Consider the following 25,014-nt stretch of genomic DNA (forward strand, 5'->3'; position numbering starts at 1 on the left):
AGTTTCGGCGCATTTCGGCACCAGACTTTGAGTAGAGCCAGCCGCGCCGAAGGGAGGTCGGGAATATGAAGTTTGTTCTATATTGTTGCGTTTGCCCGCGGGCTGCCTTGCTTACGCAAAAACCACTGCGGCGGTCAGCCGTAGGAAGTACTTCAGCTCTCCATTCCTTTTCAGCCCAACCCATGAAAACCTTTCTGCTCCGACCCCTGGCCTTGGCCTTCCTGCTTGCCACCGTTTCGCTTACCGCCTGCAACACCGGCACCGACAAAGGTGACACCAACGTAGAGCGGGGAGCCGATAAAACCAAAGACCCCGCCCCCGGCCAAACTAGCACGTCGAACACCAACGGCGCGGCCAGCGACACGGCCAAAGTCACCACCGGCCAGGACCTCTACGACCACGCCGGGGAAGCCAAGGACCGCAACAACGACGGTATCGAGGACTAAAACCGGCCGCTACGGCAAAAGAAAACGCCCTTCTGCAACCAGGCAGAAGGGCGTTTTCATGACACAAGCAATAGAACGGGTTAAAAATCGAGCACGGGTTAATAGAAGATAAAACCGTTAGGCGCAATGTTGACCTCGAACGAGTCGATGGCCGTGGCCGTGCCGGTGCCCTGGTAGCGGATAAATTTGCCGGCCGTGGTGTAGGACGGCGTAACGGCGGCGTAGATGGTGTTGTCTTTGGGGTCCACGTCGAGGCCGCTGAAGCTGCGCCGGATCAGCGGGGTGGCGGGCAGCGCGGCGTCGGTGGTGCTCATGCGGTAAATGGCGCCTTTGTAGCGGTAGTACAGCTGGGTGCCGGTGCCATCGATGCGCAGGCCGCTGGGGTTGTTGCTGGCAAAGGCCAGGCTCGACTGCACGGTGTTGGTCGTGGGGTTCACCTTGGTCAGGCTGCCGGGCGTCGACGACAGCACGGCGTAGGGCGGGTTGGAGTCGTACACGGTAAAGCCCGCCCCGAGCACCCAGATGGTGCTGTTCTTGTCAACCACGAGGCTGCTGGGCCCGTCGGGTACCGTAATGGTGCTTTCCACCACGTCGGTTGCCGGGTTGATAACGCTCAGGGTGTTGTCGCCCGAGTTGGCCACGTACACCTTGCCGTTGACGGCCACAATCTGCTCGGGCTGCTTGCCCACCGGAATGGTTTTGAGCACCGTATTGGTATTCAAATCCAGCACCGAAACCCGGCCCGGGCTGCCGTATTTCACCCACTCGGTGATATAGGCTTTATTGGTGCCGGCGGCCACGGCGTAGCGGGGCTGCTCCAGGGTGCTTACCGTGGCTACGGTCTTAAACGTGGTCAGATTTACCACCTCCACCTTCTTGCTGTTGTTGGCCACAATGTAGCCCTGGTTGCCCACCACCAGCATCGACTGCACCACGTCGCCTAGTTCCCGCTGGTTCACGGTCTGAAAAATGCTCTTGTCGACTACTTTCTTGGAGCTCTTGTTAAAATAGGAAACGGCTCCGTTGGGCGTCTGAAACTTGCCTTCGTTCAGCACGAAAACGTTGTTGCTGTCCTTGCTGATGTTATACAACGGCCCGTCCTCTTCCGATTTGTCGGAGCAGCTAACCAGGGCCAAAGCCAGGCCGCCGGTGAGGGCAATGCGGGAAAACAGAGTAGAAATGGTTTTTGCGGAAAGCATGAGTTAGGGAGAAGTGAAAAAGTGAACAGGGTTGATTTATTGGATTAGTGCCAATTGACGCGCACACTCACGCTGCCCGAGCGCAGCGGCATGGCCCGGTATTCGTAGCTCTGGTACACCAAGTTGGTTAGGTTGAAGCCCTGCACCAGCACCGTGGCCGACCACGCCGGCCCGACCCGCAGCGTGTGCCCTAGCGTTGCGTTGAGCAGGGTGTAGCCCGGCAGCTTGTTGCTGCCCGTGGCGTCAATGAAGCGGGGGCCGGTGTAGGTCAGGACGGTGGAGGCCACCCAGCGCCGCCAGCGGTGGTCGGTGCTGAAAGCCGCCGCGTGCAGGGGCACGTAGGCCAGCTGCTGATTTACCGGGTCGGGGTCGTCATTATAGCCCCGCACTTTTCGGGATTGGGTGTAGGCGTACTCGGCCCCGGCCCGCAGCTGGTAGCGCTGGTGCTCCCAGCGCAGGTGCGACCCAACTTCCACGCCCTGGGCCCGCACTTGGCGCAGGTTTTTGGGCGTGTAGCGGCCCAGGCGGTCGGGCAGCCACTGCACCCAGTCGTCGACGAGTTGGTGGTAGCCGGTTAGTTCGCTCTGCCAGGTCAGGTCCGCGGTAGGTTTCCACTCGTGCGTAAGCCCACCCTCGTAGCCCAGTCCCGCTTCCGGTGTTAGGTTGGGGTTGCCGGTCGGCCAAAACCGCTCGTTTAGGGTTGGAGCGCGGTAGCTGCGGGAGGCGTTGGCTTTCAGGCTCAGGGTTTGGGCGGGAGTTTGCCAAAACTGCCACTCCGCGCCCAAGGTAGGAGTGAGGGGAGCCCGCCGCCCTGGCAGCACGGCTTGGCGCAGGTTGGCCGTCAGGTGCAGGGCCGGCCGCGGGTCGTAGCGCAGCAGGGCAAAGCCGGCGTAGCGATTCTCATCAATGGCCTGCTGATAGCCATCCACATGGCCGCTGAAGTGCTGCGCCTCGGCGCCCAGGCGCAGGTTGGCGTTGGGCCGAAAGGTAAACGTATGCTCCGCCTGCGCCTGGGTGGTTTGCACCCGGGAATTGCTGGCTACATCGTCGGAGCGGTAGTTGAGCACGTCCTCAAACCACGCTACCCGCAGCCCCGACTCGTGCCGGGCCGCCACGTGGTGGTAGCCGGCCAGCAGGCGGCGGCTTTGGTCACGCTGCCGGGCGTGGGTGTTGGCCGAGCCCGTCGAGGGCTGAATCTGGCGGTCGGCATCGGTCAGCCAGGCCGCGGCCTGCCACTCACTATGCTGCCCGGTGCGCAGCTGCACGTCCTGGGCCAGGCTCCACTGGCGGTAGGCCGCATTTTCCTGGCGGTGCTGTACCATGCCGCTGGCTTCGCGTACCGAGTACGGGAAGTCATTCTGAGCTGAGCGCTGGGAGGCGCTGGTGCGCACCGCCACGCGGGCATTGCTAAAGCCTCCTTCCAAGCTGTTGGCTTGCTGCCCGAAGCTGCCCTGCTCGGTTTGGAAGGAAGTCCGCGGGCCGGCATTCCACTGGGGCGGCGAGGAAAGCAGCACCGTGCCACCAATGGCGCTGCTGCCGTACAAGGCGCTGGCCGGCCCGTGTTGCACCTGCACCTGGGTAGCCCCACTCGTGGGTAGCAAGGCAAAGTCGGATTCCCCCAACGACGGCAAGCTGATGTTTAGTCCGTTCCAGAGTACGGCCGTGTGGCGGGCCGAGGTACCCCGAATCGAAATTGAGGACAGCTGCCCCGGCCCGTAGTTTTTGATGTAAAGCGGGGTGCGGGCCGCGAGAACGTCGGCCACCGTACCGCTGCGGTACTGGGCCAGGGCCACCGAATCGAGGGTGAGCGTGCGGCTACCGACGGCGAAGCGGCTGGGTAGCCCGGCCTGAATTCGCACGGCGGGGAGTTGCTGCACCCGCTGAATCTGCTGCACCGAGTCGGGCGAAAGTTGCTGGGCATACCCCCGCCCTGGCCCCGCCAGGCTGGCGGCCAACGCAAGTAATAAAGGTGGACTGAGCCACCGTAAACGGTAGAAACCAATCATCCGAACCAAATTTCCGGTTTAGGAAAATTCGGTTCAAAACTTCCCGAGTAGCTCCCGAAAGGAAAATACCGCGAAGCCGAGGCTGAAAACAGGAAATCAACGGCTCAGGGCCGCCACTGTCATCATTCTCCGCCTTTCACCCGAAAGCGCTGAACACTAGAACCGTATAGGCAGGTCTCCTGGCTTGCTTCCGGTAGGCCGCCTTCCCATTTCTCGGGTCGTTTCCGAAGTAGAAACGGCCTTTCGGCGAAACAGTGGCGAGGATGGGCCTCCCAATACTCGAAGCGTACAGTTGCGGGGACAGCTCCGGATTTCAACCGGATTCCCTTTTCAGCCGCGCCCTCCAATCAGGGTCTGGCCACCTATAACGCTGCAAAGATAAGGCGTTTTTGGTATGCCGCGGGCAAACGTTCCGTTGCGCCAGCCGTTTGTCTGGCAAACGCTCTTGCTGCCCCTGCTCATGTCCAAACTTCCCCTCCCCTTTTACCAGCGCCCCGACGTCGTTCAGATTGCCCGCGACTTAATTGGCAAATACCTTTTCAGTACCGTGGACGGCATTCTGACCGGTGGCCGCATCGTCGAAACGGAAGCCTACGCGCATATCAACGACCAGGCCTGCCACTCCCACCTGGGCCGCTACACGGCCCGCACCAAGGTGATGTACGAAGCCGGCGGCGTGGCCTATACCTACCTGATTTATGGCCGCTACGTGCTCTTCAATATCATTACCAACGAAGCCGGCAAGGCCGATGCCGTTCTGATTCGGGGCCTGGAGCCCACTGAAGGCCTGCCCGAAATGCTCTTGCGCCGCGGCCTGACCAAATCGGCCCGCAACCTGACCGGCGGGCCCGGCCTGCTCACCCAGGCTCTGGGCATTACCACCAAGCACTACGGCACCGACCTGACCGGCAACCTGATCTGGATGGAAGACCGCCAGGAACCCGTCCCCGCCGACCAGATTCTGGCCAGCCCCCGCGTCGGCATCGACTACGCTGGACTCGACGCCGCTCTGCCCTGGCGCTTCCGCCTCCAGGGTAGTCCCTGGACCAGCCCGGCGCGGTGAAGCAGTGAGATGGTAAAATGGTGAGTTGCCGTTCAACGGCCAGTGTGCTTGCGAGGAGGCCCGACATTCCGCGTATCAAGCGGCATCAATTCGTCCGCTGCGAAGGGCAAAGTATCCTTTTACCAGAAAGCCCTTTCCCGTACCAACGAGAAAGGGCTTTTTACTTAAGGGCACTCAGCACATTTCAACGGACGGATGCTTCGCTCGCAAGGACATATTCCCTGCGTTTAGCACCTGAGCCCATCAAACCGTCTGCTTTTCACAAACCAGCACGACTAGCTTACCCTGCAAATCGGTGGTGGCAAACATGTATAAGTCGCCGCCTTCCCGGATGCCGGTGCGCTGGCGGAAATCGGCCACGGTGTCGGGGAAGTTGCGGGTCGTGACGTGGGCCCGGGCCTCGGGGCCCAGGTGGGCGCGCAGCGCGTCCCGGTCGTAGCGCTCCGTGGCCACGATGCGGAAAATTCGGCCGGGGAAGTCGGTCCGCAGGGCGTCGGAGGTGTAGAGGTGACTGTGCTGGCCTAGCTTCAGCAGCTCGAAAGCCGTACCGATGCTTTTAAAGCCGCCTGCTTTGAGTACTGCCACGTTGGGCTCGTAGAGGTAGCCCTGGGCTTCGGCGTAGCGGGCAACGGCCCGGGTTTCGCGGGCCTTGTTGAGCCGAAATTCCTGCTGTTGCCCGTTGCGCAGCAAATTCACCGTGTAGCGCTCCGGGTCCACGGCGGCCTCGGGCCCCAGCTCGTAGAGTACTTCCTTGCACTCATTGTCCACGGCAACCACCCATAGGCGCCGCACTTGCTTGAGCTCCAGCAGGGCTTGCTCGATGTCGAGCATGGGGGAAGTTTTCAGCAGCACCCGGTTGCCTTTGTGCAGTAACAGGGGCAAGATGCGCAGCACGTCGGGCTCACAGTCCTGCAGGCGGTATATCTTTTTGTCGGCCGGGTTGCGCCGGGCCGGGTCTAGATAAATCCAGTCGAAGGTATCGGGCGTGCTTTTCAGAAAGCTTAGCGCGTCGCCGGCGTGGCAGGTAATATTGGTAATGCCCAGCTGCGCCAGGTTGTACTGCACCACGGCTACCAGGCCGGGGTCCCGTTCCACGTAATGTACTTCCGGAACTTGAGTAGCAAAATGGGTGGCGTCTACTCCAAAGCCGCCCGTGAGGTCCACTAGGCGCTGCCCACTGACCAAGCTAGCTTTAAAAGCGGCCGTACGCGCCGACGAAGCCTGCTCCACCGACAAAGCCGGCGGAAAAATCAGGTCTGGGTTGTCGGCCCAGGCGGGCAATTTGGTGCGGGCTTTCTGGCGGGCCTGGATTTGGCGCACCAGTTCCGGCACGGGCAGGCCCGGGTACCGGCGGGCCTGCAGGGCCAGCGTAGCGGGGTCATCATGCAGATGGTCGGCAACATACTGCCGGGCCGCTGCAGGAAGCGGATAGTTCATGCAAGGTATTTACGGGAAAACAGCGCGAACGGCTTACCGCACGTTCCAGCGCAAAGCTAGCAGCGGATAGCCACTAGGCGCTGCTGCCAGTCCAACAGCTGAGGGCGTGAGCCGGTTCAGCATGCTGGTGTGGGCCGTCGAAAGCCCGGCGTTGTGCGCCTCTACTGCCCGCTGAAAACGCTCGTTGGTGTGGCGGGTAATAATAATGTTGGACAGCAAGCTTACCGCCGCCACGCCAATAGCCACCTTCTGGGGGTTCTCAAAATATTGCTGGTCCCCGTCGCCGGCCAGCACCTGCTGGCTGTAGAGCGCTACGGCCCCCACAAAGGTGAGCCGCTCGCCCAGGTAGAGCCACTTGTGCAACCGGTAGCTGTTCAGGCTGGCCAACGCTTCCTCGTTGCCTTGCAGATAAGGCCGCAGGCGCTGCCCGAAAAAGCCGGCATTTCGGTAGTCGGCCTCACTTTTGATTTCCCCCGTCGCGAAGAAGAAATTTCGCTGCGGACCGTTCAAGCCCCGGGCTTCATCCTCGGGGCTGAGCCGGATTACGGGCGGAGCCACCGTGGGAGCCTGCTGAGCAAACCCGGCCAGAGAAGACAGGGAAAAACCGAGCACAAAAGTAGTGCGACGAAGAATAGACATGGAGTGCTGCAAAGGTAGAATAGGCGTGAATGCAAATATAGCGCTCTGTGCAATAGACTGCTAGACGGTTGGTCGAGGAAAAAATCCTATTCGTCTAGAAAAAGTTTATTGCCCCCATCCAACAAAAGCCGGGGGTCTTACGTTCTGTCGGCAGTTGAATTCGCCCCTACCTTTTTTTCTCTGCTTATGAAAACCCTACGAAACATCCTGCAGCGCCGTTTTTTCCTAGCAGCGCTACCCGCTGCCCTGGCCTTTGCTAGTTGCGGGGATGACAACGATTCGGCTGCTCCCGCTCCTGACCAGGGCAGAGTAATTTTCGCCCACGAAGCGGCCTCATCTACAGGCTCGGTGAAATTTGTGGCCAATGACAACAAAGAAGTGGCCTCCCAGGCCTTTGGCACCAGCAGCTCGTACGCGGCCGTAAACGCCGGGTCCCAGACCATCAAAATCAACGACGCCACGAGCGGCTCGACGGTAGGTACCCAAACCGTCACGATTGATAAAGACAAGAACTACTCGGTCTTCGCCTACTCGCCCTCGGCTACGCTTGGCTCCCTGGCCAGCCTGGCCGTCAACGACGACCTGACGGCTCCCAACACGGGGAAAGCCAAAATTCGGTTGGTGCACCTGGGCGTCGGCTCGCCTAATGCCGTCAGCCTCTCGCTGCCCAACGCCACTGTTGGCACCAGCGACATTATCACGAACGTGGCCTTTGGTACGGCTTCGACATTTACCGAAATTACCCCTGGGCCTTATAATCTGGCCGTTTCCATCGGGTCGGGCGCTACCGCTACCATCGAGGCTTCGGTGGGGGATGGCACGGGCAGCAACACGGCCACGACCAAAACCTATGCGGCCGGTAAGATTTATACCGTGGTACTGCGCGGCGTGAAAAGCAACAGCATCCCCGACGCTCAGCGCCTGAAAGCCGTTATCATCGAGCACAACTAAACTTGCCCGCTACCTAGCCCGGCAGCAAAGCCCGGACCGTAAGGTTCGGGCTTTTTTTGTGGTTAAAGTCCCGCGAACAAAAACCGTATCTTTGTAGTTGAATCGCAAATATCATCTGCATCATGGTTGAAACCACGACGAAAACGTACGTTCCGTACAAAGTAAAGGACATGTCGCTGGCCGAATGGGGCCGCAAAGAAATCCGGTTGGCCGAGGCCGAAATGCCGGGTTTGATGTCCTTGCGCGAAGAATTCGGTGCTGAGCAGCCCCTGAAAGGCGCACGCATCGCCGGCTGCCTGCACATGACCATCCAGACTGCGGTTCTGATTGAAACGCTCATTGCTCTGGGTGCCGATGTGACCTGGTCGTCGTGCAATATCTTCTCGACGCAGGACCACGCCGCCGCCGCTATTGCCGCCGCCGGCATTCCGGTGTACGCCTGGAAAGGCATGAACGAGGAGGAGTTCAACTGGTGCATCGAGCAAACGCTGTACTTCGGTGAAGACCGTCAGCCTCTGAACATGATTCTTGACGACGGTGGCGACCTGACCAACATGGTCCTGGACCGTTTCCCCGAGCTGGCCGCCGGTATCAAAGGCATTTCGGAAGAAACCACGACTGGTGTGCTCCGTCTGCTGGACCGCGTCAAGAACGGGACGCTGCCCATGCCCGCTTTCAACATCAACGACTCGGTTACCAAGTCGAAATTCGATAACAAGTACGGCTGCAAAGAGTCGGCCGTGGATGCTATCCGCCGCGCTACCGACGTCATGATGGCCGGCAAAATTGCCGTCGTGGCCGGTTACGGCGACGTTGGAAAAGGTACGGCCGCCTCGCTGCGCGGTGCCGGGGCCCGGGTTGTTGTCACCGAAATTGACCCGATATGCGCCCTGCAGGCCGCCATGGACGGCTACGCGGTGAAGCGCATGGAAAATGCCATTAAGGAAGCGGATATCGTGGTAACGGCTACCGGCAACTGCGACATCATCACCGAGGAGCACTTCCGCGCCCTGAAGGACAAGGCCATCGTCTGCAACATCGGTCACTTCGACGATGAAATTGACATGGCTTGGCTCAACTCGAACTACGGCCACACCAAGGATACGGTGAAGCCCCAGGTTGACCTCTACAACATTGACGGCAAAGAAGTTATCATCCTGGCCGAAGGTCGCCTCGTAAACTTGGGCTGCGCTACGGGCCACCCTTCGTTCGTGATGTCGAACTCGTTTACCAACCAGACGCTGGCGCAGCTGGAGCTGTGGCAGAACTCGGCCTCGTACGAAAACAAGGTTTACACCCTGCCCAAGCACCTCGACGAGAAAGTAGCCCGTCTGCACCTGGCCAAAATCGGCGTGGAGCTTGATGAGCTCAAGCCCAAGCAAGCTAGCTACATCGGCGTGGAAGTACAGGGCCCCTTCAAATCGGACCTGTACCGCTACTAAGCCGGTTTTAACCCGCTTTAAAAAAGCCCGCCTGAGTAATTCAGGCGGGCTTTTTTATTCCAGAATAGTAAACCAGGGAATGGATAAGGCCCCGGGCTGCAGCAGAATCTGGGCTTGGGTGCCGGGTTGGGCGCTTTCGTAAAAGTCCTGGGACACGGTTACGTCCTCGGCCGTGGTGCGCGGCCCCCAGGGGCTGACGTTGACGTAGTACGTGGTGGTTTTGCCCGAGCTTTTGTGTTTGCCGAGAATCTGCACGTCGTAAGTGGAGCCCTGGCCTTCGTCGAAAGCACAGTTGTAGGAAGCTACGGCCGCAAAACCATACACGGCGGCGTAGGCTACGCAGGAAAGCAGGAGAGAAGTGCGCGAATCGTTACGGGCTATCAGCGGCTGACTTCCCACCAGCAAAAGCAGGGCGTACAGCGCGGCTACAGTGCCAGCTATTGGCCACAAGGGGGAATAGTTTAATATCTCAAAGTCCATCATAACCCGCACCAACAGCGCCAGAGCCGGGAGCAGAATGGCCAGGGCCACGGAAGGATACGCGCTGTTCTTCACCTCGTCGGGCCGCAGTACGCCCCGGTGCAGCCAAATCAGCACTACCGCCAGCAGGGGCGTAACCAGCCCGGCCGCCACGGCCCACTGGTAGGGCTGCGGCTGCAGAAATAGCCAGGCGGCCACCAGCCCACCGGCAATATTGGCCACTTTTGCGACCTGTGCTACCTTGGCCAGCACTGCTTCCCGCTCCTCTACGGTGCGGCCCAGTTCCTCTGCCTGCAACAGCCGGGCGGCAGCTTCTTGCTGCTCCTGCACGTCCAAATCGGGGTAGTGAGCCGCAAACCACTGCTGCATGGCCGCATAACTCTCACTGGTGTAGCCAATGCGTATTCTCGGGTCGGCTTTGGTTTTGGGTACCAGGTAAGTGTAATGCTGGTCGACGCGGTACCCCTTGAGGTTTGCCAGAGGTATTTCCTTACGCCGTATCACGCCCTCGTAAATCAGCTTGTCGGCCGTGATGATATGCCGGGCTTTGATGGTTTCCAGTAGGCCGTACAAAAAAAACAGGCCCATCCCAACCGACCCAAGGCCGACCCCAACCACGAGGGCCGGCTGCGCTGCCTTATCCCACAGTAGAAAAGGCAGAACTAAAAACAGCAGAATGAACGGCGGAACTAGGATATAAATAAACAGGCGCCAGCCCTTGGCAGTGCCATATACCTGCCGGATTTCCGGCTCTTGGGTTGTAAGCATGAGGAAAGTAAAGCTCTGAAATAGAGAAGAAGTGAGTTCGTGAGTAGCTGGAGCACTTGTCGCCAAGCTTAACCGAAAGTAGCGCTTTGTGTCAAGAGTAAAGCAAGAAGCTGCGCCCAAATCCGGATATTTGACGTCCGTATGCCAGTTTCTCTTTCCGTCGTCATCATCACCTTCAACGAAGAAGCCAACATTGGCCGCTGCTTGAGCGCGCTGCAGGATATTGCCGATGACGTGCTGGTCGTGGACTCTTTCTCCACGGACCGCACCGTGGAAATCTGCCGGCAGCACGGGGCCCGGGTGGTTCAGCACGCCTTCGAAGGCTACGTCGAGCAGAAAAACTACGCCACCGCCCAGGCCCGCCACGACTACGTGCTGCAGCTCGACGCCGACGAGGTATTGACCGACGAGCTGCGCGCTTCCATCCGGGCCACGAAGGCCGCCTGGCAGCACGCGGGCTACACCCTGGCCCGGCTCACTAACTACTGCGGCAGCTGGGTGCGGCACGGCGGCTGGTACCCCGACCGGAAGCTGCGCCTCTACGACCGGCGCCTGGGGCGGTGGGAAGGCCTGCTACTGCACGAGCGTTTTGAAGTAGCCGCCGGGCAGTCGGTTGGCGTCTTGGCCGGTGATGCCCTGCACTATTCCTACCACTCCGTGGACCAGCACGTAAGTCAGCTCAACCGGTTCACGAGCATTGCGGCCGCCGAGCTGGCCTTGCGGGGCAAAAGCCGGGTTACGGTGTTTCATTTGCTGCTCAAGCCCGTCTGGAGGTTTGTGCACGGCTATTTCTTCCGGCTGGGCTTTCTGGATGGCTTCGCCGGTTTGTGCATTGCCACCATTTCCGCCTGGGGCGTTTTTCTCAAGTTTGCCAAGCTGCGCACCAAACCGGCTTCGGCCGCCCTGCCCGTATGAGAACTTTCCTCATCAGCCGCACCGATGCCATTGGCGACGTCGTGCTGACGCTGCCCCTGTGTGGGGTGCTCAAGCAGAATGTACCTGGCTGCCGCATCATTCTTATTGGGCGCACCTACACCCAGGCTGTAGCCGAGGCCTGCCCCTGGGTCGATGGTTTTCTCAACTACGATGAGCTGCTTAAGCTCCCCGAAGCCGAGCAGCTAACGGCCCTACGCCAGTACCAGGCCGAAGCTATTGTGCACGTGTTTCCCAACAAGGTACTGGCCCGGGCGGCGCAGAAAGTGGGTATTCCCGTGCGCATCGGCACCCGCAACCGGTGGATTCACTGGCTGACCTGCAACCGGCTGGTGGCCCTAAGCCGCCGCCACTCCCTGCTGCACGAAGCCCAACTCAATGCCAAGCTGCTCCAGCCCCTGGGCGTGCCCCATGAGTTGACCCTCACCGAACTAACACCTCTGGTCCAGCTCCACGCTAAGGATCCGCTGCCCGCCGCCGTGCAGCAGCTGCTAGCTGCCCGCACTACCGGCCAGCTCAACCTTATCCTGCACCCCCGTTCCCGCGGTAGCGCCCGGGAGTGGGGTCTAGCGCATTTCGGTACGCTGGCCCGGCTGCTGCACGAGGCCGGCCACCGCGTGTTTATCACGGGCACGGCCGCGGAAGGCGAGGAGCTAGCCGTCTGGCTGCAGGAACACGCTGCCTACCTGGCCGGCAACCTGACCGGGCAATTGTCGCTGGCTCAGCTGCTCAGCTGTATTGCCGCCGCCGACGGCTTGGTAGCGGCCAGCACGGGCCCATTGCATCTGGCTGCTGCGCTGGGCCGGCACGCGCTGGGGCTGTATCCGCCGATGCGGCCTGCTCACCCCGGCCGTTGGGCCCCGCTGGGCCCGCACGCCGAGTACCTGGTCTTCGACCGGCCCGACTGCTCCGCCTGCCGCCAAGAGCCCGCAGTTTGTACGTGCATCAAAGCTATTTTGCCCTTGCAGGTAGCGCACCGTATTCTGGCCTGGAACCCGCTGCCCTCTGGTTTATCCTAACGTTATTGCGCCTTTCTTCTGCATATGACATTTTCCTTCCCGGGGAATACGGTGCGTAGTGCTTACCACGATGGTCGGCTTTCCCAATACCTGCTGCTAGTAGCCTGTCTGGCCGGAGTAGTGGGGTTGTTTGCGGCCCGGGCCCTGGTTTCGCTAAGCCCGGTGGCGGCCGTAGTTGCGGCTTTGCTCAATCCGGCCATCCGGCAGGAGCTCCCGCGGTGGCTGCGCAATGGGGCGGCTGTGCGGCTGGCCCTGTTGTATGTGCTGCTGCTGTCCAGTGCTTTCTATACTTCTGCCTGGGAAGTGTGGCGGCACGAGGTCTTTCGCCAATTGCCCCTGCTGGGTGTGCCACTGGCCTTTGCCTTGGCCGTGCCCCTCACGCCGCGCCAACGCTACGCCGTGGGCAGCTTTTTTACTATTGGCGTAGCCCTGATTGGCCTCGCGACGCTGGGCAAGTATCTGCTTAATCCCCAGGAAGCCAACCACCTCATCGAAACCGGGCAAAACGTGGCTTCCGTTACTCGTATCTTTCATATTCACTTCAGCGTGATGCTGGTGCTGGGTGTCTACTTCGGCTTCTTGCTGCAGCGCGAAGCCCTGGCCCCGCCCGTGCTGCGCTGGGTGCTCCGCGGGGCGTCGTTGGCCTGCGTGGTGGTGCTGCACGTGCTGGTGTACCGCACGGGCCTGCTGGCGCTCTACGCCATGCTCCTGGTTGATGCGGTGTGGGTTGTAGTGCTCAACCGGCAAATTCTGGCCGGGCTGGCGCTGTTGGTATGCCTGCTGGTTGTACCCTACCTGGCCTATACCAACCTTCCCTCCGTGCAGCGCCGGGTCGGCGGTTCCCTCTACGATATCCAGCAGTTCGAAAAAGGCCACGATATCAATACCTCGTCCCTGTCGCAGCGGCTGGCCGCCTGGCAAACGGCGCAGGCCCTGGCCGCACGCCGTCCGTGGCTGGGCGTGGGCCCCGCCGATGCCTACGATGCCATGATGCAGGAATATACCTGGCGCGACTATGGCCTGCGGCCCGAGCACCGGGCCATGATTCACAACCAGTACCTGCACTACCTGGTAGCCAGCGGACTAGTTGGTTTGTTTCTCTGGCTGCTGGTGCTTCTTACGCCCTTGTTGCAACCCGCACTGCGCCGAAACCCGTACGTAGTGCATTTCCTGGTGATTTTGGGAGCGGCCATGCTGGTCGATTCCTTGTTGGAAGTTCAGATCGGCTTCAACCTTTTCGTTTTTCTCTACGGCTTTCTCGTAGTAAGTACGGAACGGGAAGTCCGGCTAGGCCAACAAAACCCTTCTTGAGCGGATTAGTATAATCTGTACATTTGTTTACACGGCTGCTATTTTCTAACTAGAGCAGCCGCAATCTTTTAGCGCCCATGAGCGATTCTCCCGAACGGGTTCCGAAGTTGAGCAAAGAGGAAAAAGACCGCCGGTTTCAGGCGGAACTCATGCCCGTGCTCGACTCGCTGTACAACTTTGCCTTCCGCCTCACCCTCGACGAAGACGACGCCAACGACCTCGTCCAAGAGACTTATCTGAAGGCGTACCGCTTCTTCGAGTACTTTGAGCAGGGAACCAACGCCAAAGCCTGGCTGTTTCGCATCCTGAAAAATTCGTTCATCAACGACTTCCGCAAGAAAAGTAAGCAGCCCGCTAAAGTCGACTACAGCGAAATAGAGGGCTATTACAACACGGAAGACGTGGAGGCCGAAGGCGACGTGGGAAGCACGTCGTCGGATATGCGGCAGCAGGCCGTGCGCGACTTGATTGGGGATGAGGTGGCCAGCGCCCTGAACTCCCTGCCCGTCGACTTTCGGACCGTCATTATCCTCTGCGACCTGGAAGGGTTTACCTATGAGGAAATGGCGAAAGTATTGGACATTCCGATTGGGACTGTCCGCTCCCGTTTGCACCGGGCGCGCAATTTCCTGAAGGAAAAACTAGAAAAATACGCAAAATCAATGGGCTACGGTAACGATATCGATGGCTCTGATGTTGAGGACGAAAACGAATAAACTTTACACCGGGCTCGGTTATGGAAAACACTGCTACTACATCAACCAATCAACAAGCTGCTTCCCAAGTGGAGGGGGCTGATTGTGAACGCGTGAACACAATTCTCGACCAAATCATCGTAGGCCACGAGCCTAGCGCGGAAGACGAAGAATACTTTGTCAACCACGCCGAAGATTGCTCACCGTGCTTTGATAGCATTGAGAAGCAGCAGATTTTCATCGACTTCCTGTCCCAGCACGTAGGGCGGAAAGGCGTGCCAACTTCGCTTTCGCAAACAATTTTAGCGCGCGTTCAAGCAGAAATGGCCTAATTTTACCCCATGCAGGGTAAAATCATCGCTTTTTCGGCTCCCTCCGGTGCCGGTAAGACTACTATCGTCCACCGGCTCATGGAACAAATTCCGGAGCTGAGCTTTTCCATCTCGGCCTGCACGCGCGACAAGCGCGGCCGCACCGAGGCCAATGGCAAAGATTATTACTTCATTTCCGTCCAGGAATTCCAGGAGAAAATTCGCCACGACGAGTTTGTGGAATGGGAAGAAGTGTACGAAGGGGCCTTTTACGGCACCCTCAAATCCGAGATTGAGCGTATCTGGGAAAGCGGCAAGCATGCCATTCTGGACGTCGACGTCAAAGGTGGCCTCAGTATTAAGGAGTTTTATAAAGACCGTGCCCTGGCCGTCTTTGTAAAACCTCCGTCCTTGGAGGTACTCGAGCAGCGTCTGCGTACCCGCGCTACCGATTCGGCTTCGAGTATTTCGGCCCGGCTCTACAAAGCCAATTTCGAGCTGACTTTCGAGGACCGGTTTGATGTGACGGTAGTCAACGACGACTTGGACCATGCCACTGAGCAGGCGGCCAAGCTGGTGCGCGAGTTTATTACCACCGAGCCGGCTATTTTGTGAAACCAACTCCCAAAATAGGGCTGCTGTTCGGCTCCTTCAATCCCATCCACACCGGTCATCTGATCCTGGCTCATTTCATGGCCACGCACACCGATCTGGATGCTGTGTGGTTGGTAGTGTCGCCCCAGAGCCCATTTAAAGTAGGGCAGGAGATGCTGGGCGAGCAGGAACGGTTTGATATGGTAAGCCTGGCCATTCAGCACAACGACCGGCTCCGGGCTCTGGACATTGAGTTTGCCATGCCCAAGCCCAGCTATACCATCGATACGCTCGATGAGCTGCACCGCCATTATCCCGACCACAGCTTTGTCTTGCTCATGGGCGAAGACAACCTGCCGGGCCTGCCCCGCTGGAAGCAGTCCGACAGGATTCTGGCCGAATACGCGGTGTATGTGTACCCCCGCCCCGGAGTTGATGCTACCGACGTAAACGCCCATCCCGGCGTGCGGGTGGTGGAAGCGCCGCTACTGGATATATCGGCCACTTTCATCCGCGACTGTGTGCACTCCGGTAAGTCCATCCGCTACTTAGTCCCCGAGGCGGTGGAAGCCCAAATTCTGGCAAAAGGCTTCTGGCGTTAAGTTTAGTCACAAATAAAAAAGCCCCGACAGGTAACTGTCGGGGCTTTTTAGATTCGGAACGAGCCTTAATCAGATGGTCATAATTTCCGCTTCCTTCTTACTCAGCAGGTCGTCTACCTTGCTGATGTAGGAGTCGGTGGCTTTCTGCACTTTGGCTTCGGCATCTTTCACGGAGTCTTCGGCGGCTCCGTCCTTAAGCAGCTTGCGCAAGGCTTCGTTCACGTCCTTACGAATACCGCGGATGCGGACTTTGCCCGATTCGGCTTCGGTCTTGGCCTGCTTTACCAGGTCGCGGCGGCGCTCCTCGGTCATGGGCGGAATGTTCAGGCGCACACCCTCGGCATCCGACTGCGGGTTCAGCCCCAGGTCACTATTTTTGATGGCCTTGGCTACCTCGGCAATGATGTTTTTCTCCCAGGGCTTGATGAAGATCGTGCGGGCGTCGGGAGTAGAGATATTCGCTACTTGGCTAACCGGCGTGGGAGTACCATAGTAATCCACCCGCAGGCCGTCCAGCATGGCGGGCGACGCTTTGCCGGCCCGGATGCGGCTCATCTCGAGGCTGGTGTGCTGCAGCGACTTGCCCATCGACTCTTCGGCTTCGCTAAGGTAAAACTGAATTTCTTCGTCCACTTTTGAAAGGTTAAGTGTTGAATGTTGGAAGTTAAATAGCCGGAAGGCTGGATGTTGAACGAAATAATCCTCATTCAAAATCCAGCCATCAGAATTTCTTAAGCCTGCTCTGTGGGTGTGGTCAGGGAAGGCTGCAGGGCGCTGTGCTTGGGCTCCAGCTTCGGCGCCTTCGAGCCATTCATGGAAACCCGGGTGCCGACGGTTTCACCCTCAATCAGGCGTTGCAGGTTGCCAGGCTTGTTCATGTCGAATACGATGATGGGCAGGTTATTTTCCTTGCACAGGGTGAAGGCCGTCATGTCCATCACGTTAAGGTTCTTCTCCATTACCTCGTCGAAGGTAATTTCCGGGTAGCGCGTGGCGGTGGGGTCCTTCTCCGGGTCGGCGGTGTAGATACCGTCGACGCGGGTGCCTTTGAGCACTACGTCGGCCTCAATTTCAATGGCTCGCAGCGAAGCCGCCGAATCGGTGGTAAAGTACGGCGAGCCAATGCCGGCGCCGAAGATGACCACCCGGCCTTTTTCGAGGTGGCGCAGGGCCCGGCGGCGGATGTAGGGCTCACACACGCGCTGAATAGTAACGCCCGAGAGCAGGCGCGTATTCACGTCGAGCTTCTCCAGGGCGCTCTGCAGGGCCATGGAGTTGATGACCGTGGCCAGCATGCCCATGTAGTCGCCCTGGACCCGGTCGAGGCCAAAGGCTTCGGCCTGCACACCCCGGAAGATGTTGCCCCCGCCAATGACGACGGCTACCTGCGTACCGGTCGCCGCGGCCGTCTTGATTTCCTCGGCGTATTGCATCAGGCGGACCGCATCAATGCCATATTGCTGCTGGCCCATCAGGGCCTCACCGCTCAGTTTTAGCAGAATTCGGTTGTACTTCAAAGGTGGGGGGATTAAGCGTGAAGATGTTCGTCGTGGACAGCAGCCGGCCCAGGCAATTTTATCGTCTAAACCGGTATACTGGCAAACGAGGAACAGGTTAAAAACTTAGCTGAATTGAATAAGCACCTGGCCTTTGGTGACGTTGTCGCGCAGGCCGACCTTGATGGCGCCCACCGTACCGTCGCCGGGCGCTTTGAGAATGTTCTCCATTTTCATGGCTTCCAGTACCAGCAGCGGGTCGCCTTTCTGCACCTGCTGGCCGGGCTCTACCCGGATGGCGACAATCAGACCGGGCATGGGGGCTTTGAGCTCGTTCACCTTGCTGGCTGCGGCATTGCTCATGCCCAGCTTATCGAGCAGCAAATCGAACCGGTCCTTGGCCTGTAGCTCCAGCAGTTGACCGTTGAGCTTTAGTACAAAGGTTTTGGCGGCGTAGTCGGCGCTGATTACCTCGGCCGAATAGGAGCGACCCTCGTGTAGCAGGTGGTAGCGGCCATTTCCAAGCGAAACCAGGTCCCAACTAAATGGCTCACCATTAACGAGTGTGGAGCCAGTAGGACGATATTCAACATCCCAGGTCTGATTGGAACCGGTGCTTACCTGTAGCATAAAGAGGGGGCAGATGGGCGGAAAAGGGCTTAAAGATAGGCCAAATCTGAAATATTTTCGGAACTTTAGCCCACTTACCCCTATTGCCACTCTGCATGAAATACTCGGTCCTCGGCATTCTCGGCCTGGTCCTTACGTGCCATCTGACAGCTCCGGCGCAGACTGCTAAAACGGTAAAGCCTTCTTCGGAAAAGCCTGCCGTGCGTAAGAAAGCCGTGCCTGCTGCCGACCTACCCGTTACGGAGTCAGTTTCGAGTACCATTATCGTACCTTCCTGGCTGCCGCCCACCAACCCGGTGCAGCCCGCGGCTACCATCGTCACGGATTTGCTGGATACCAAGCTCGACGTGCGTTTCGACTGGGCCAAGCAGTGGCTGCTCGGTACGGCCTCGCTGACGCTGCGTCCGCACTTCTACCCCCAGACGCAAGTAGTACTTGACGCCAAGGGCTTCGACATTAAGAGTGTGCGCCTGCTGGCCGGCGGTAAAGAAAAAAACCTGAACTATACTTACGACAAGCGTAAGATTACCATTACCCTCGACCGGCCCTACACCCGCACCGAGCCCTACCAGATTCGCATCAGCTACACGGCCAAGCCCAACGAGCTGGAGCAGGGGGGCAGCGCGGCCATTACCGGCAACAAGGGTCTGTACTTTATTAATCCGCTGGGCACGGAGAAGAATAAGCCCAAGCAGATTTGGACCCAGGGCGAGACGGAAGCTAATTCCTGCTGGTTTCCGACCATCGACAAGCCCAATCAGCGCATGACCCAGGAAATTGCCATGACCGTGGACGCGCAGTACAAGACGCTGTCGAATGGCCTGCTGGTTTCCTCCAAGAAAAACACTGATGGTACCCGCACCGACGTCTGGAAGCAAAGTCTGCCGGCGGCGCCTTACCTGACCATGATGGCCGTCGGCGACTTTGCCGTCGTCAACGACACCTGGCGCGGTAAGGCCGTCGACTACTACGTGGAACCCGCGTTTCAGAGCACGGCCAAAACCATCTTTGGCAATACGCCGGCCATGCTCGACTTCTTTTCCAAGAAGCTAGGCGTCGACTTTCCCTGGGAGAAATATGCACAGGTATCCATCCGTGACTTTGTGTCGGGCGCCATGGAAAACACTTCGGCTACCACTATCCGGCAGGAGTGGACCCAGCTGACGCCGCGGGAGCAGCTCGACAAAACCTATATTACTGAGGGTACCATTGCCCACGAGCTGTTCCACCAGTGGTTCGGCGACTACGTAACGGCCGAAAGCTGGAGCAACCTGCCCCTGAACGAGGCTTTTGCCGATTATTCCGAATTGCTCTGGGCTGAGAATAAATACGGCGCCGATGCCGCTGAACTGGTGCAGCAAGAGAAACTGACCCAGTACCTGAGCGAAGCCGAAAGTAAGCGGGAGCCCCTGATTCGCTACCATTATGCCGAGCGGGAGGATATGTTCGACCGGCACTCCTACGACAAAGGTGGGCGGGTGCTGCACATGCTGCGCAAATACGTGGGCGACGAGGCTTTCTACGCCTCCCTCAACCGGTATTTGACTACCAACAAGTTTTCGGCCTCCGAAATAGCCAAACTGCGCATTGCCTTCGAGGAAACGACCGGCGAAGACCTGATGTGGTTCTTCGACCAGTGGTTTATGCAGCGTGGTCACCCCGAGTTGCGCATCACGCACTCCTATGCCAACGGTCAGGTGAGTATGCGGGTGCAGCAAATTCAGGACTCTACCTTCACGCCCATCTACCGTCTGCCCGTCACGGTCACCACCTGGATTAACAAGCAGGCCACTGATACGCGCATCGTCGTCACCAAAGCCGACCAGACCTTCCAATGGGCGGCTCCCCAACGCCCCAACTTGGTCAAGTTCGATGCCGAAGGTCAGCTGCTGGCCAAAATCCAGGAGGAGCGCACCCAGGATGAACTCATGTTCCAGTACTACAATGCCCGCAACTACCTGCAGAAGTACGAAGCCATTGACGGGCTGCGCAACAAAGTAGGGGACCTGGCCGTGAGCGGCCTGCTGCGCAATGCCCTGAATGATAATTTCTGGGCCGTGCGCAATGCGGCCTTGGAAGCCCTGCGCAAATACAAAGGCCCCGAGGGCAACGCCGTGCGCAAGGATATTAAGCGCGTGGCGGCCAGCGACGTAAAAAGTCAAGTGCGAGCTACGGCCATTGCTACTCTCTCTACCTTCCCCAACGAGGACTTTGGGGATGTCTACAGCGTGGCGCTCAACGACAGTTCCTACCTCGTGGCCAGCGCTGCTATTACGGCTCTAACCAAAGCACCCACGGTCGGCACCCGGGACCGGATCAGCTCGATGCAGGAAACTACCAGCACGGCGGTTCTGAACGCCCTGGCCAACTACTATTCGCTTAACGGCAACCTTGACCAATACCCCTGGTTCCTGCGCCGTCTCAACGACGTGCCCGAAGAAGACCTCTATAACTACCTGCAGAACTTCGGCACCCTGATGACCAAGATTCCGCCTATCGAGCGGGAGAAGGGCATCCAGAAGCTCGAAACCCTAGCCCGTACCCACCGCAACTATGCTGTGAAACTAGGCGCCTACCGTGCTCTGAACACGCTCGTGGCTAGTACCCCCAGCCTGAAGCCCGTGCTACAGGACATCAAAGCCAAGGAGAAAGACAGCCAGTTAAAGGCTTTCTACAGCCTGCTGCAATAAATTTTAATAAAAATTATTGCAGCTCTTCACCCGGTTTGTTCGGGGTGTTAGTCCTCTGGAATCAGCGTCTTAGCTCCGGAATCAACGAAAATTCAGGTCTGCCGTCAGAAAAATATTGCAACGATTTTTGCCGACAGACTTGACTTGCATCAGAAAGTGCCTAATTTTGCAACTCCTTTAGCAACCACCCCACTTCAAGGGCAGGTTTTAAAGGGAAAATAATCAGTGCAAACGGTGCTGAAAAACTAACTGGGGGTATCGCATAGCGGCAATTGCGGGTGACTGTAACTCACCTCCTTCGGGTTCATAGGTTCGAGTCCTGTTACCCCCACAGTAAGTGAAATGTTGAAATAGAGATTCGGTGAACTTAAATCGTCGAATCTCTATTTTAAAGCTCACAAACGCGGGAGTAGCTCAGTTGGTAGAGCGGCAGCCTTCCAAGCTGCAGGTCGCGGGTTCGAACCTCGTCTCCCGCTCTAAGCAAGTCCCGAGTACAACACATAAGCCGTTTTAGCTCAGTGGTAGAGCACTTCCTTGGTAAGGAAGAGGTCATGGGTTCAAATCCCATAAATGGCTCACATTACATTACAAATACCGACGGAGCAGCGCGACTGCACTGTTTGGATCTGTCAAACAGGTAAAGCGACGTGCAGGCCCTAGGTGGAGCTGCGTTTCGCTTTCTTGTAGTATAGCTCAGTCGCGTTTTACTCTCATCCCCACAAATCTCCTCTTAATCTCTTTACAATGGCCAAAGAAAATTTTGATCGTTCCAAGCCGCACGTGAACATCGGTACGATCGGGCACGTCGACCACGGCAAAACCACCCTGACTGCTGCTATCACCACGGTACTGGCGAACAAAGGTTTGGCTGCTAAGCGTGACTTCTCTTCGATTGACAATGCTCCCGAAGAAAAAGAGCGTGGTATCACCATCAACACCGCTCACGTAGAGTACGCTACCGAAAACCGTCACTACGCTCACGTTGACTGCCCCGGTCACGCTGACTATGTGAAGAACATGGTAACGGGTGCTGCCCAGATGGACGGCGCTATCCTCGTAGTAGCTGCTACCGACGGTCCGATGCCCCAGACGCGTGAGCACATCCTGCTGGCTCGCCAGGTAGGTGTACCTCAGCTGGTTGTGTTCATGAACAAAGTGGACATGGTGGATGACCCCGAGCTGCTCGAGCTCGTGGAAATGGAAATCCGCGAACTGCTCTCGTTCTACGACTTTGACGGCGACAACATTCCCGTTATCCAGGGTTCGGCTCTGGGTGGCCTGAATGGCGATGCCAACTGGGTTCCCAAGATCGAAGAGCTGATGGATGCTGTTGACTCGTTCATTCCGATTCCTGCTCGTCTGACCGACCTGCCCTTCCTGATGCCCGTAGAGGACGTATTCTCTATCACGGGTCGTGGTACGGTAGCTACCGGCCGTATCGAGCGTGGTATCATCAACTCGGGTGAGCAGGTTGACATCCTCGGCATGGGTGCTGAAGGTCTGAAGTCGACCGTAACCGGTGTTGAGATGTTCCGCAAGATCCTCGACCGTGGCGAAGCTGGTGACAACGTAGGTTTGCTGCTCCGTGGTATTGAAAAAGAAGCCATCCGTCGTGGTATGGTTATCTGCAAGCCCGGCTCGGTAACTCCTCACCAGAAGTTCAAAGCTGAGGTGTACGTGCTGTCGAAAGAAGAAGGTGGCCGTCACACGCCCTTCTTCAACAACTACCGTCCCCAGTTCTACCTGCGTACCACGGACGTTACCGGCATCATCACCCTCCCAGAAGGTGTTGAAATGGTAATGCCCGGTGACAACATCACCATCCAAGTTGAGCTGATCAACAAGGTGGCAATGGAGAAAGGTCTGCGTTTCGCTATCCGCGAAGGTGGCCGTACGGTAGGTGCCGGTCAGGTAACTGAAATCCTCGACTAGTTTCTGCTGGATATCCAGTAAATCAATACAATCCGCCTCTGATTTTTTCAGGGGCGGATTTGTTTTGTATAAAGAGTTCAGTACATTTGCAGTCCCAATCCGGCTTTAAAGGAAAAGGGACGCATCCACGGGCGTAGTTCAAGGGTAGAATAGAGGTCTCCAAAACCTTTGATGGGAGTTCGAATCTCTCCGCCCGTGCAAGATTGGTTACGGAGAAGTAACCGCAGTAGTTAAAGCCAAAACCGGCACCATGAGCAAGCTGACGAAATATTTCCGCGATACCACGGAGGAGATGCGTTACAAGGTAACGTGGTCTTCTTTTGAGGAACTGCAGAAGAGTGCCGGTCTGGTGCTCATCGGTTCGCTCGTGTTTGCCGCAGTAGTAGGCATTATGGACGTAGTGTTCAATAAGAGCCTCGAAGCGTTTTACAACTCATTCCGTTAATCGAATTTAGTAGAGATGGGAGAGTTGAAGTGGTACGTAGTTCGTTCGGTTAGCGGACAGGAGAAAAAAGCCAAGCAGTACTTGGAAACCGAGATTGGTCGTCATGGCCTGTCTGACTTGGTGCCCCAGGTATTGATTCCGGCCGAGAAGGTTTACGAAATGCGCAACGGCAAGAAGCGCGTTCGGGAGCGGAACTTCTTTCCTGGCTACATCCTAATCCACGCCGACCTGACCCACGGCGAAGTTGACCACATTATTACCAGCACCCCTGGGGTAATTGGTTTCCTGAGCGACAAAGAAGGTAAAAGCACGAACACAAAGCCAATTCCGTTGCGCCTGTCCGAAGTAAACCGGATTCTGGGCATTGTGGACGAAGCTGAAGAAGAAACGGCCAGCCTCGAAACTCCATTTGTGGTAGGCGAGCTGGTGAAGGTAGTCGATGGAGCTTTCAGTGGCTTCTCCGGCAACGTTTCGGAAGTGTTCGAAGAGCGCAAGAAGCTCAATGTAATTGTGAAAATATTCGGCCGTAGCACGCCCATGGAGCTGAGCTACACCCAGGTCGAGAAAGAATCATAAGTCAGCTAGTACAAGACGAGAGCGTAGAAGTGGGAGAGACCTCCTGATTCTACGCTCTCTGATCTAACTTCTGCAAAGAACGTCGTCGGTTATTCGCTCTGAGCCGGCGGGGCTTCCACTAGAGCACACATAAAATAAAACGGAGGGCTGCTTGTGTTACGACATACAGCCCGAAGCCTTTCAAACCAATGGCCAAAGAAATTAGAGGTTATCTGAAGCTTCAGATAAAGGGAGGCGCTGCGAACCCCTCGCCGCCGGTTGGACCTGCACTTGGTAGCAAAGGCCTTAACATCATGGAATTCTGCAAGCAGTTCAACGCTCGCACCCAGGATAAGGCCGGCCAAGTATGTCCCGTATTGATCACCATGTACACCGACAAGTCGTTTGACTTTGTGGTGAAGACCCCTCCGGCACCAGTAATGCTGCTGGAAGCTGCCAAGCTCCAGGGTGGTTCGAAAGAGCCAAACCGGAACAAGGTAGGTTCGGTTACGTGGGACCAAATCCGCACGATTGCCGAAGTGAAAATGCCCGACTTGAACGCCTTCCAGGTGGAGTCGGCCATGAAGCAGGTGGCAGGTACGGCCCGCAGCATGGGTATTACCATCAAGGGCGATTCTCCCTTTGCTGAATAACTTTAAAGGAGAAGAAAACTGATGGCACAAGTTAGCAAAAAGCGCAAGGAAGCCCTTGCCAAACACGACCTGACGCAGGTACGCAACCTTGTTGAGGCAGCCAAAGTGGTGAAGGACATTACCTACACCAAGTTTGACGCTTCCGTTGACATCGACGTACGTCTGGGCGTTGACCCCCGTAAAGCCGACCAAATGGTTCGTGGCGTTGCTACGCTGCCCCACGGTACCGGCAAAACCGTACGCGTTCTGGCTCTGGTTACTCCCGACAAGGAGGCCGAAGCTACCGCTGCCGGCGCTGATTTCGTAGGCTTGGACGACTACATCTCGAAAATCGAGAAAGGCTGGACCGACATCGACGTGATTATCACGATGCCGTCGGTAATGGCTAAAGTAGGTCGCCTGGGCCGCGTACTTGGCCCCCGTGGTCTGATGCCAAACCCCAAGTCGGGTACGGTAACGACCGACGTAGCCAAGGCAGTACAGGAAGTGAAGGCTGGTAAAATCGACTTCAAAGTTGACAAAACCGGTATCATTCACACCAGCGTTGGCAAAGTGTCTTTTGATGACCAGAAGCTGGCTGAAAACGCCATCGAAGTAATCCAGACGCTGATCCGTCTGAAGCCTTCGTCGGCCAAAGGCACCTACATCAAGAGCATCACGCTGAGCAGCACGATGAGCCCCGCCGTTCCGGTTGACACTTCGGTTACTTCCGCTTAA

The 25,014-nt window shown here is 57.6% G+C and carries 25 protein-coding genes, 4 tRNA genes and 1 riboswitch; of the genes, 21 read left to right on the forward strand and 8 right to left on the reverse strand.

Annotation, left to right across the window (positions count from 1 at the left end; genetic code table 11):
* Positions 1-182 precede the first annotated feature (182 nt).
* On the forward strand, positions 183-446 hold the full coding sequence (locus CLV45_RS14795; protein ID WP_100337246.1) for a hypothetical protein: 264 nt from the start codon (positions 183-185) through the stop codon (positions 444-446).
* A 98-nt stretch (positions 447-544) separates the two neighbouring features.
* Here the strand turns inward: CLV45_RS14795 and CLV45_RS14800 are convergent, their stop codons facing one another.
* Both CLV45_RS14800 and CLV45_RS14805 read right to left on the reverse strand, forming a co-directional pair.
* Positions 545-1,645, reverse strand: a complete 1,101-nt coding sequence (locus tag CLV45_RS14800) for a YncE family protein (protein WP_100337247.1) — start codon at positions 1,643-1,645, stop codon at positions 545-547.
* Between the two features lie 44 nt (positions 1,646-1,689).
* Positions 1,690-3,600, reverse strand: a complete 1,911-nt coding sequence (locus CLV45_RS14805; protein WP_157807533.1) for a TonB-dependent receptor — start codon at positions 3,598-3,600, stop codon at positions 1,690-1,692.
* Between the two features lie 203 nt (positions 3,601-3,803).
* Positions 3,804-4,032: riboswitch (cobalamin riboswitch) on the reverse strand.
* 79 nt (positions 4,033-4,111) lie between these two features.
* Between CLV45_RS14805 and CLV45_RS14810 the strand changes: the two genes are divergently transcribed.
* On the forward strand, positions 4,112-4,714 hold the full coding sequence (locus tag CLV45_RS14810) for a DNA-3-methyladenine glycosylase (RefSeq protein WP_100337662.1): 603 nt from the start codon (positions 4,112-4,114) through the stop codon (positions 4,712-4,714).
* A gap of 243 nt (positions 4,715-4,957) precedes the next feature.
* Here CLV45_RS14810 and CLV45_RS14815 read toward each other — a convergent pair whose 3' ends face one another.
* Positions 4,958-6,151, reverse strand: coding sequence for a THUMP-like domain-containing protein (locus CLV45_RS14815; protein WP_100337249.1), 1,194 nt, complete (start codon positions 6,149-6,151; stop codon positions 4,958-4,960).
* Between the two features lie 33 nt (positions 6,152-6,184).
* Positions 6,185-6,790: a hypothetical protein gene (locus CLV45_RS14820; RefSeq protein WP_157807535.1), complete on the reverse strand. Its 606-nt coding sequence runs from the start codon at positions 6,788-6,790 to the stop codon at positions 6,185-6,187.
* 186 nt (positions 6,791-6,976) lie between these two features.
* Between CLV45_RS14820 and CLV45_RS14825 the strand changes: the two genes are divergently transcribed.
* Positions 6,977-7,741, forward strand: coding sequence for a DUF4397 domain-containing protein (locus CLV45_RS14825; protein ID WP_100337251.1), 765 nt, complete (start codon positions 6,977-6,979; stop codon positions 7,739-7,741).
* A 122-nt stretch (positions 7,742-7,863) separates the two neighbouring features.
* Complete coding sequence (gene ahcY, locus CLV45_RS14830) at positions 7,864-9,183, forward strand: adenosylhomocysteinase (RefSeq protein ID WP_100337252.1); 1,320 nt, start codon at positions 7,864-7,866, stop codon at positions 9,181-9,183.
* 54 nt (positions 9,184-9,237) lie between these two features.
* Here ahcY and CLV45_RS14835 read toward each other — a convergent pair whose 3' ends face one another.
* Positions 9,238-10,431 carry a hypothetical protein gene (locus CLV45_RS14835; RefSeq protein WP_100337253.1) on the reverse strand — a complete coding sequence of 398 codons (1,194 nt, stop codon included), beginning with the start codon at positions 10,429-10,431 and terminating at the stop codon, positions 9,238-9,240.
* Positions 10,432-10,572: 141 nt separating this feature from the next.
* Here CLV45_RS14835 and CLV45_RS14840 point away from each other — a divergent pair, with 141 nt between their 5' ends.
* The 7 genes from CLV45_RS14840 (at position 10,573) to nadD (ending at position 15,896) form a co-directional block, all read left to right on the forward strand.
* Positions 10,573-11,346 carry a glycosyltransferase family 2 protein gene (locus CLV45_RS14840; protein ID WP_100337254.1) on the forward strand — a complete coding sequence of 258 codons (774 nt, stop codon included), beginning with the start codon at positions 10,573-10,575 and terminating at the stop codon, positions 11,344-11,346.
* Positions 11,343-12,383: a glycosyltransferase family 9 protein gene (locus CLV45_RS14845; RefSeq protein WP_100337255.1), complete on the forward strand. Its 1,041-nt coding sequence runs from the start codon at positions 11,343-11,345 to the stop codon at positions 12,381-12,383. Before CLV45_RS14840 ends, CLV45_RS14845 begins: the two co-directional genes overlap by 4 nt.
* 24 nt (positions 12,384-12,407) lie before the next feature.
* The gene (locus CLV45_RS14850) at positions 12,408-13,694 is read left to right on the forward strand and encodes an O-antigen ligase family protein (RefSeq protein WP_100337256.1); all 1,287 of its coding nucleotides are present in this window, start codon (positions 12,408-12,410) and stop codon (positions 13,692-13,694) included.
* A 77-nt stretch (positions 13,695-13,771) separates the two neighbouring features.
* Entirely contained in the window at positions 13,772-14,410 is a 639-nt protein-coding gene (locus CLV45_RS14855) for a sigma-70 family RNA polymerase sigma factor (protein WP_100337257.1), read from the forward strand.
* Between the two features lie 20 nt (positions 14,411-14,430).
* Complete coding sequence (locus CLV45_RS14860) at positions 14,431-14,721, forward strand: hypothetical protein (protein WP_100337258.1); 291 nt, start codon at positions 14,431-14,433, stop codon at positions 14,719-14,721.
* 9 nt (positions 14,722-14,730) lie between these two features.
* A complete protein-coding gene (gmk, locus tag CLV45_RS14865) occupies positions 14,731-15,315 on the forward strand; it encodes a guanylate kinase (RefSeq protein ID WP_100337259.1) in 585 nt (194 codons plus the stop codon).
* A complete protein-coding gene (gene nadD, locus CLV45_RS14870) occupies positions 15,312-15,896 on the forward strand; it encodes a nicotinate (nicotinamide) nucleotide adenylyltransferase (RefSeq protein WP_100337260.1) in 585 nt (194 codons plus the stop codon). The genes gmk and nadD overlap by 4 nt, the downstream gene beginning before the upstream one ends.
* A 69-nt stretch (positions 15,897-15,965) precedes the next feature.
* Here nadD and frr read toward each other — a convergent pair whose 3' ends face one another.
* The 3 genes from frr to CLV45_RS14885 all read right to left on the reverse strand — a co-directional run bounded on the left by frr (position 15,966) and on the right by CLV45_RS14885 (position 18,022).
* Positions 15,966-16,529, reverse strand: a complete 564-nt coding sequence (gene frr / locus CLV45_RS14875; protein WP_100337261.1) for a ribosome recycling factor — start codon at positions 16,527-16,529, stop codon at positions 15,966-15,968.
* A 98-nt stretch (positions 16,530-16,627) separates the two neighbouring features.
* On the reverse strand, positions 16,628-17,413 hold the full coding sequence (gene pyrH, locus CLV45_RS14880; RefSeq protein ID WP_100337262.1) for a UMP kinase: 786 nt from the start codon (positions 17,411-17,413) through the stop codon (positions 16,628-16,630).
* A 105-nt stretch (positions 17,414-17,518) separates the two neighbouring features.
* Positions 17,519-18,022, reverse strand: a complete 504-nt coding sequence (locus CLV45_RS14885; protein ID WP_100337263.1) for a biotin/lipoyl-containing protein — start codon at positions 18,020-18,022, stop codon at positions 17,519-17,521.
* Between the two features lie 200 nt (positions 18,023-18,222).
* Between CLV45_RS14885 and CLV45_RS14890 the strand changes: the two genes are divergently transcribed.
* The 10 genes from CLV45_RS14890 (at position 18,223) to rplA (ending at position 25,014) form a co-directional block, all read left to right on the forward strand.
* Positions 18,223-20,712, forward strand: a complete 2,490-nt coding sequence (locus CLV45_RS14890) for a M1 family aminopeptidase (RefSeq protein WP_245882874.1) — start codon at positions 18,223-18,225, stop codon at positions 20,710-20,712.
* Positions 20,713-20,963: 251 nt separating this feature from the next.
* A tRNA-Tyr gene (locus CLV45_RS14895) sits at positions 20,964-21,043 on the forward strand.
* A 72-nt stretch (positions 21,044-21,115) separates the two neighbouring features.
* Positions 21,116-21,188, forward strand: a tRNA-Gly gene (locus CLV45_RS14900).
* A gap of 28 nt (positions 21,189-21,216) precedes the next feature.
* Positions 21,217-21,288, forward strand: a tRNA-Thr gene (locus tag CLV45_RS14905).
* Positions 21,289-21,456: 168 nt separating this feature from the next.
* Entirely contained in the window at positions 21,457-22,644 is a 1,188-nt protein-coding gene (tuf, locus tag CLV45_RS14910; RefSeq protein ID WP_100337265.1) for an elongation factor Tu, read from the forward strand.
* A 127-nt stretch (positions 22,645-22,771) separates the two neighbouring features.
* Positions 22,772-22,842, forward strand: a tRNA-Trp gene (locus CLV45_RS14915).
* Positions 22,843-22,894: 52 nt separating this feature from the next.
* The gene (secE, locus tag CLV45_RS14920) at positions 22,895-23,089 is read left to right on the forward strand and encodes a preprotein translocase subunit SecE (RefSeq protein WP_100337266.1); all 195 of its coding nucleotides are present in this window, start codon (positions 22,895-22,897) and stop codon (positions 23,087-23,089) included.
* Positions 23,090-23,104: 15 nt separating this feature from the next.
* Positions 23,105-23,665: a transcription termination/antitermination protein NusG gene (gene nusG, locus CLV45_RS14925; protein WP_100337267.1), complete on the forward strand. Its 561-nt coding sequence runs from the start codon at positions 23,105-23,107 to the stop codon at positions 23,663-23,665.
* Positions 23,666-23,853: 188 nt separating this feature from the next.
* Complete coding sequence (rplK, locus tag CLV45_RS14930) at positions 23,854-24,297, forward strand: 50S ribosomal protein L11 (RefSeq protein ID WP_100337268.1); 444 nt, start codon at positions 23,854-23,856, stop codon at positions 24,295-24,297.
* 21 nt (positions 24,298-24,318) lie between these two features.
* On the forward strand, positions 24,319-25,014 hold the full coding sequence (gene rplA / locus CLV45_RS14935) for a 50S ribosomal protein L1 (protein ID WP_100337269.1): 696 nt from the start codon (positions 24,319-24,321) through the stop codon (positions 25,012-25,014).

The sequence above is a fragment of the Hymenobacter chitinivorans DSM 11115 genome, assembly GCF_002797555.1.
Classification (GTDB): domain Bacteria; phylum Bacteroidota; class Bacteroidia; order Cytophagales; family Hymenobacteraceae; genus Hymenobacter; species Hymenobacter chitinivorans.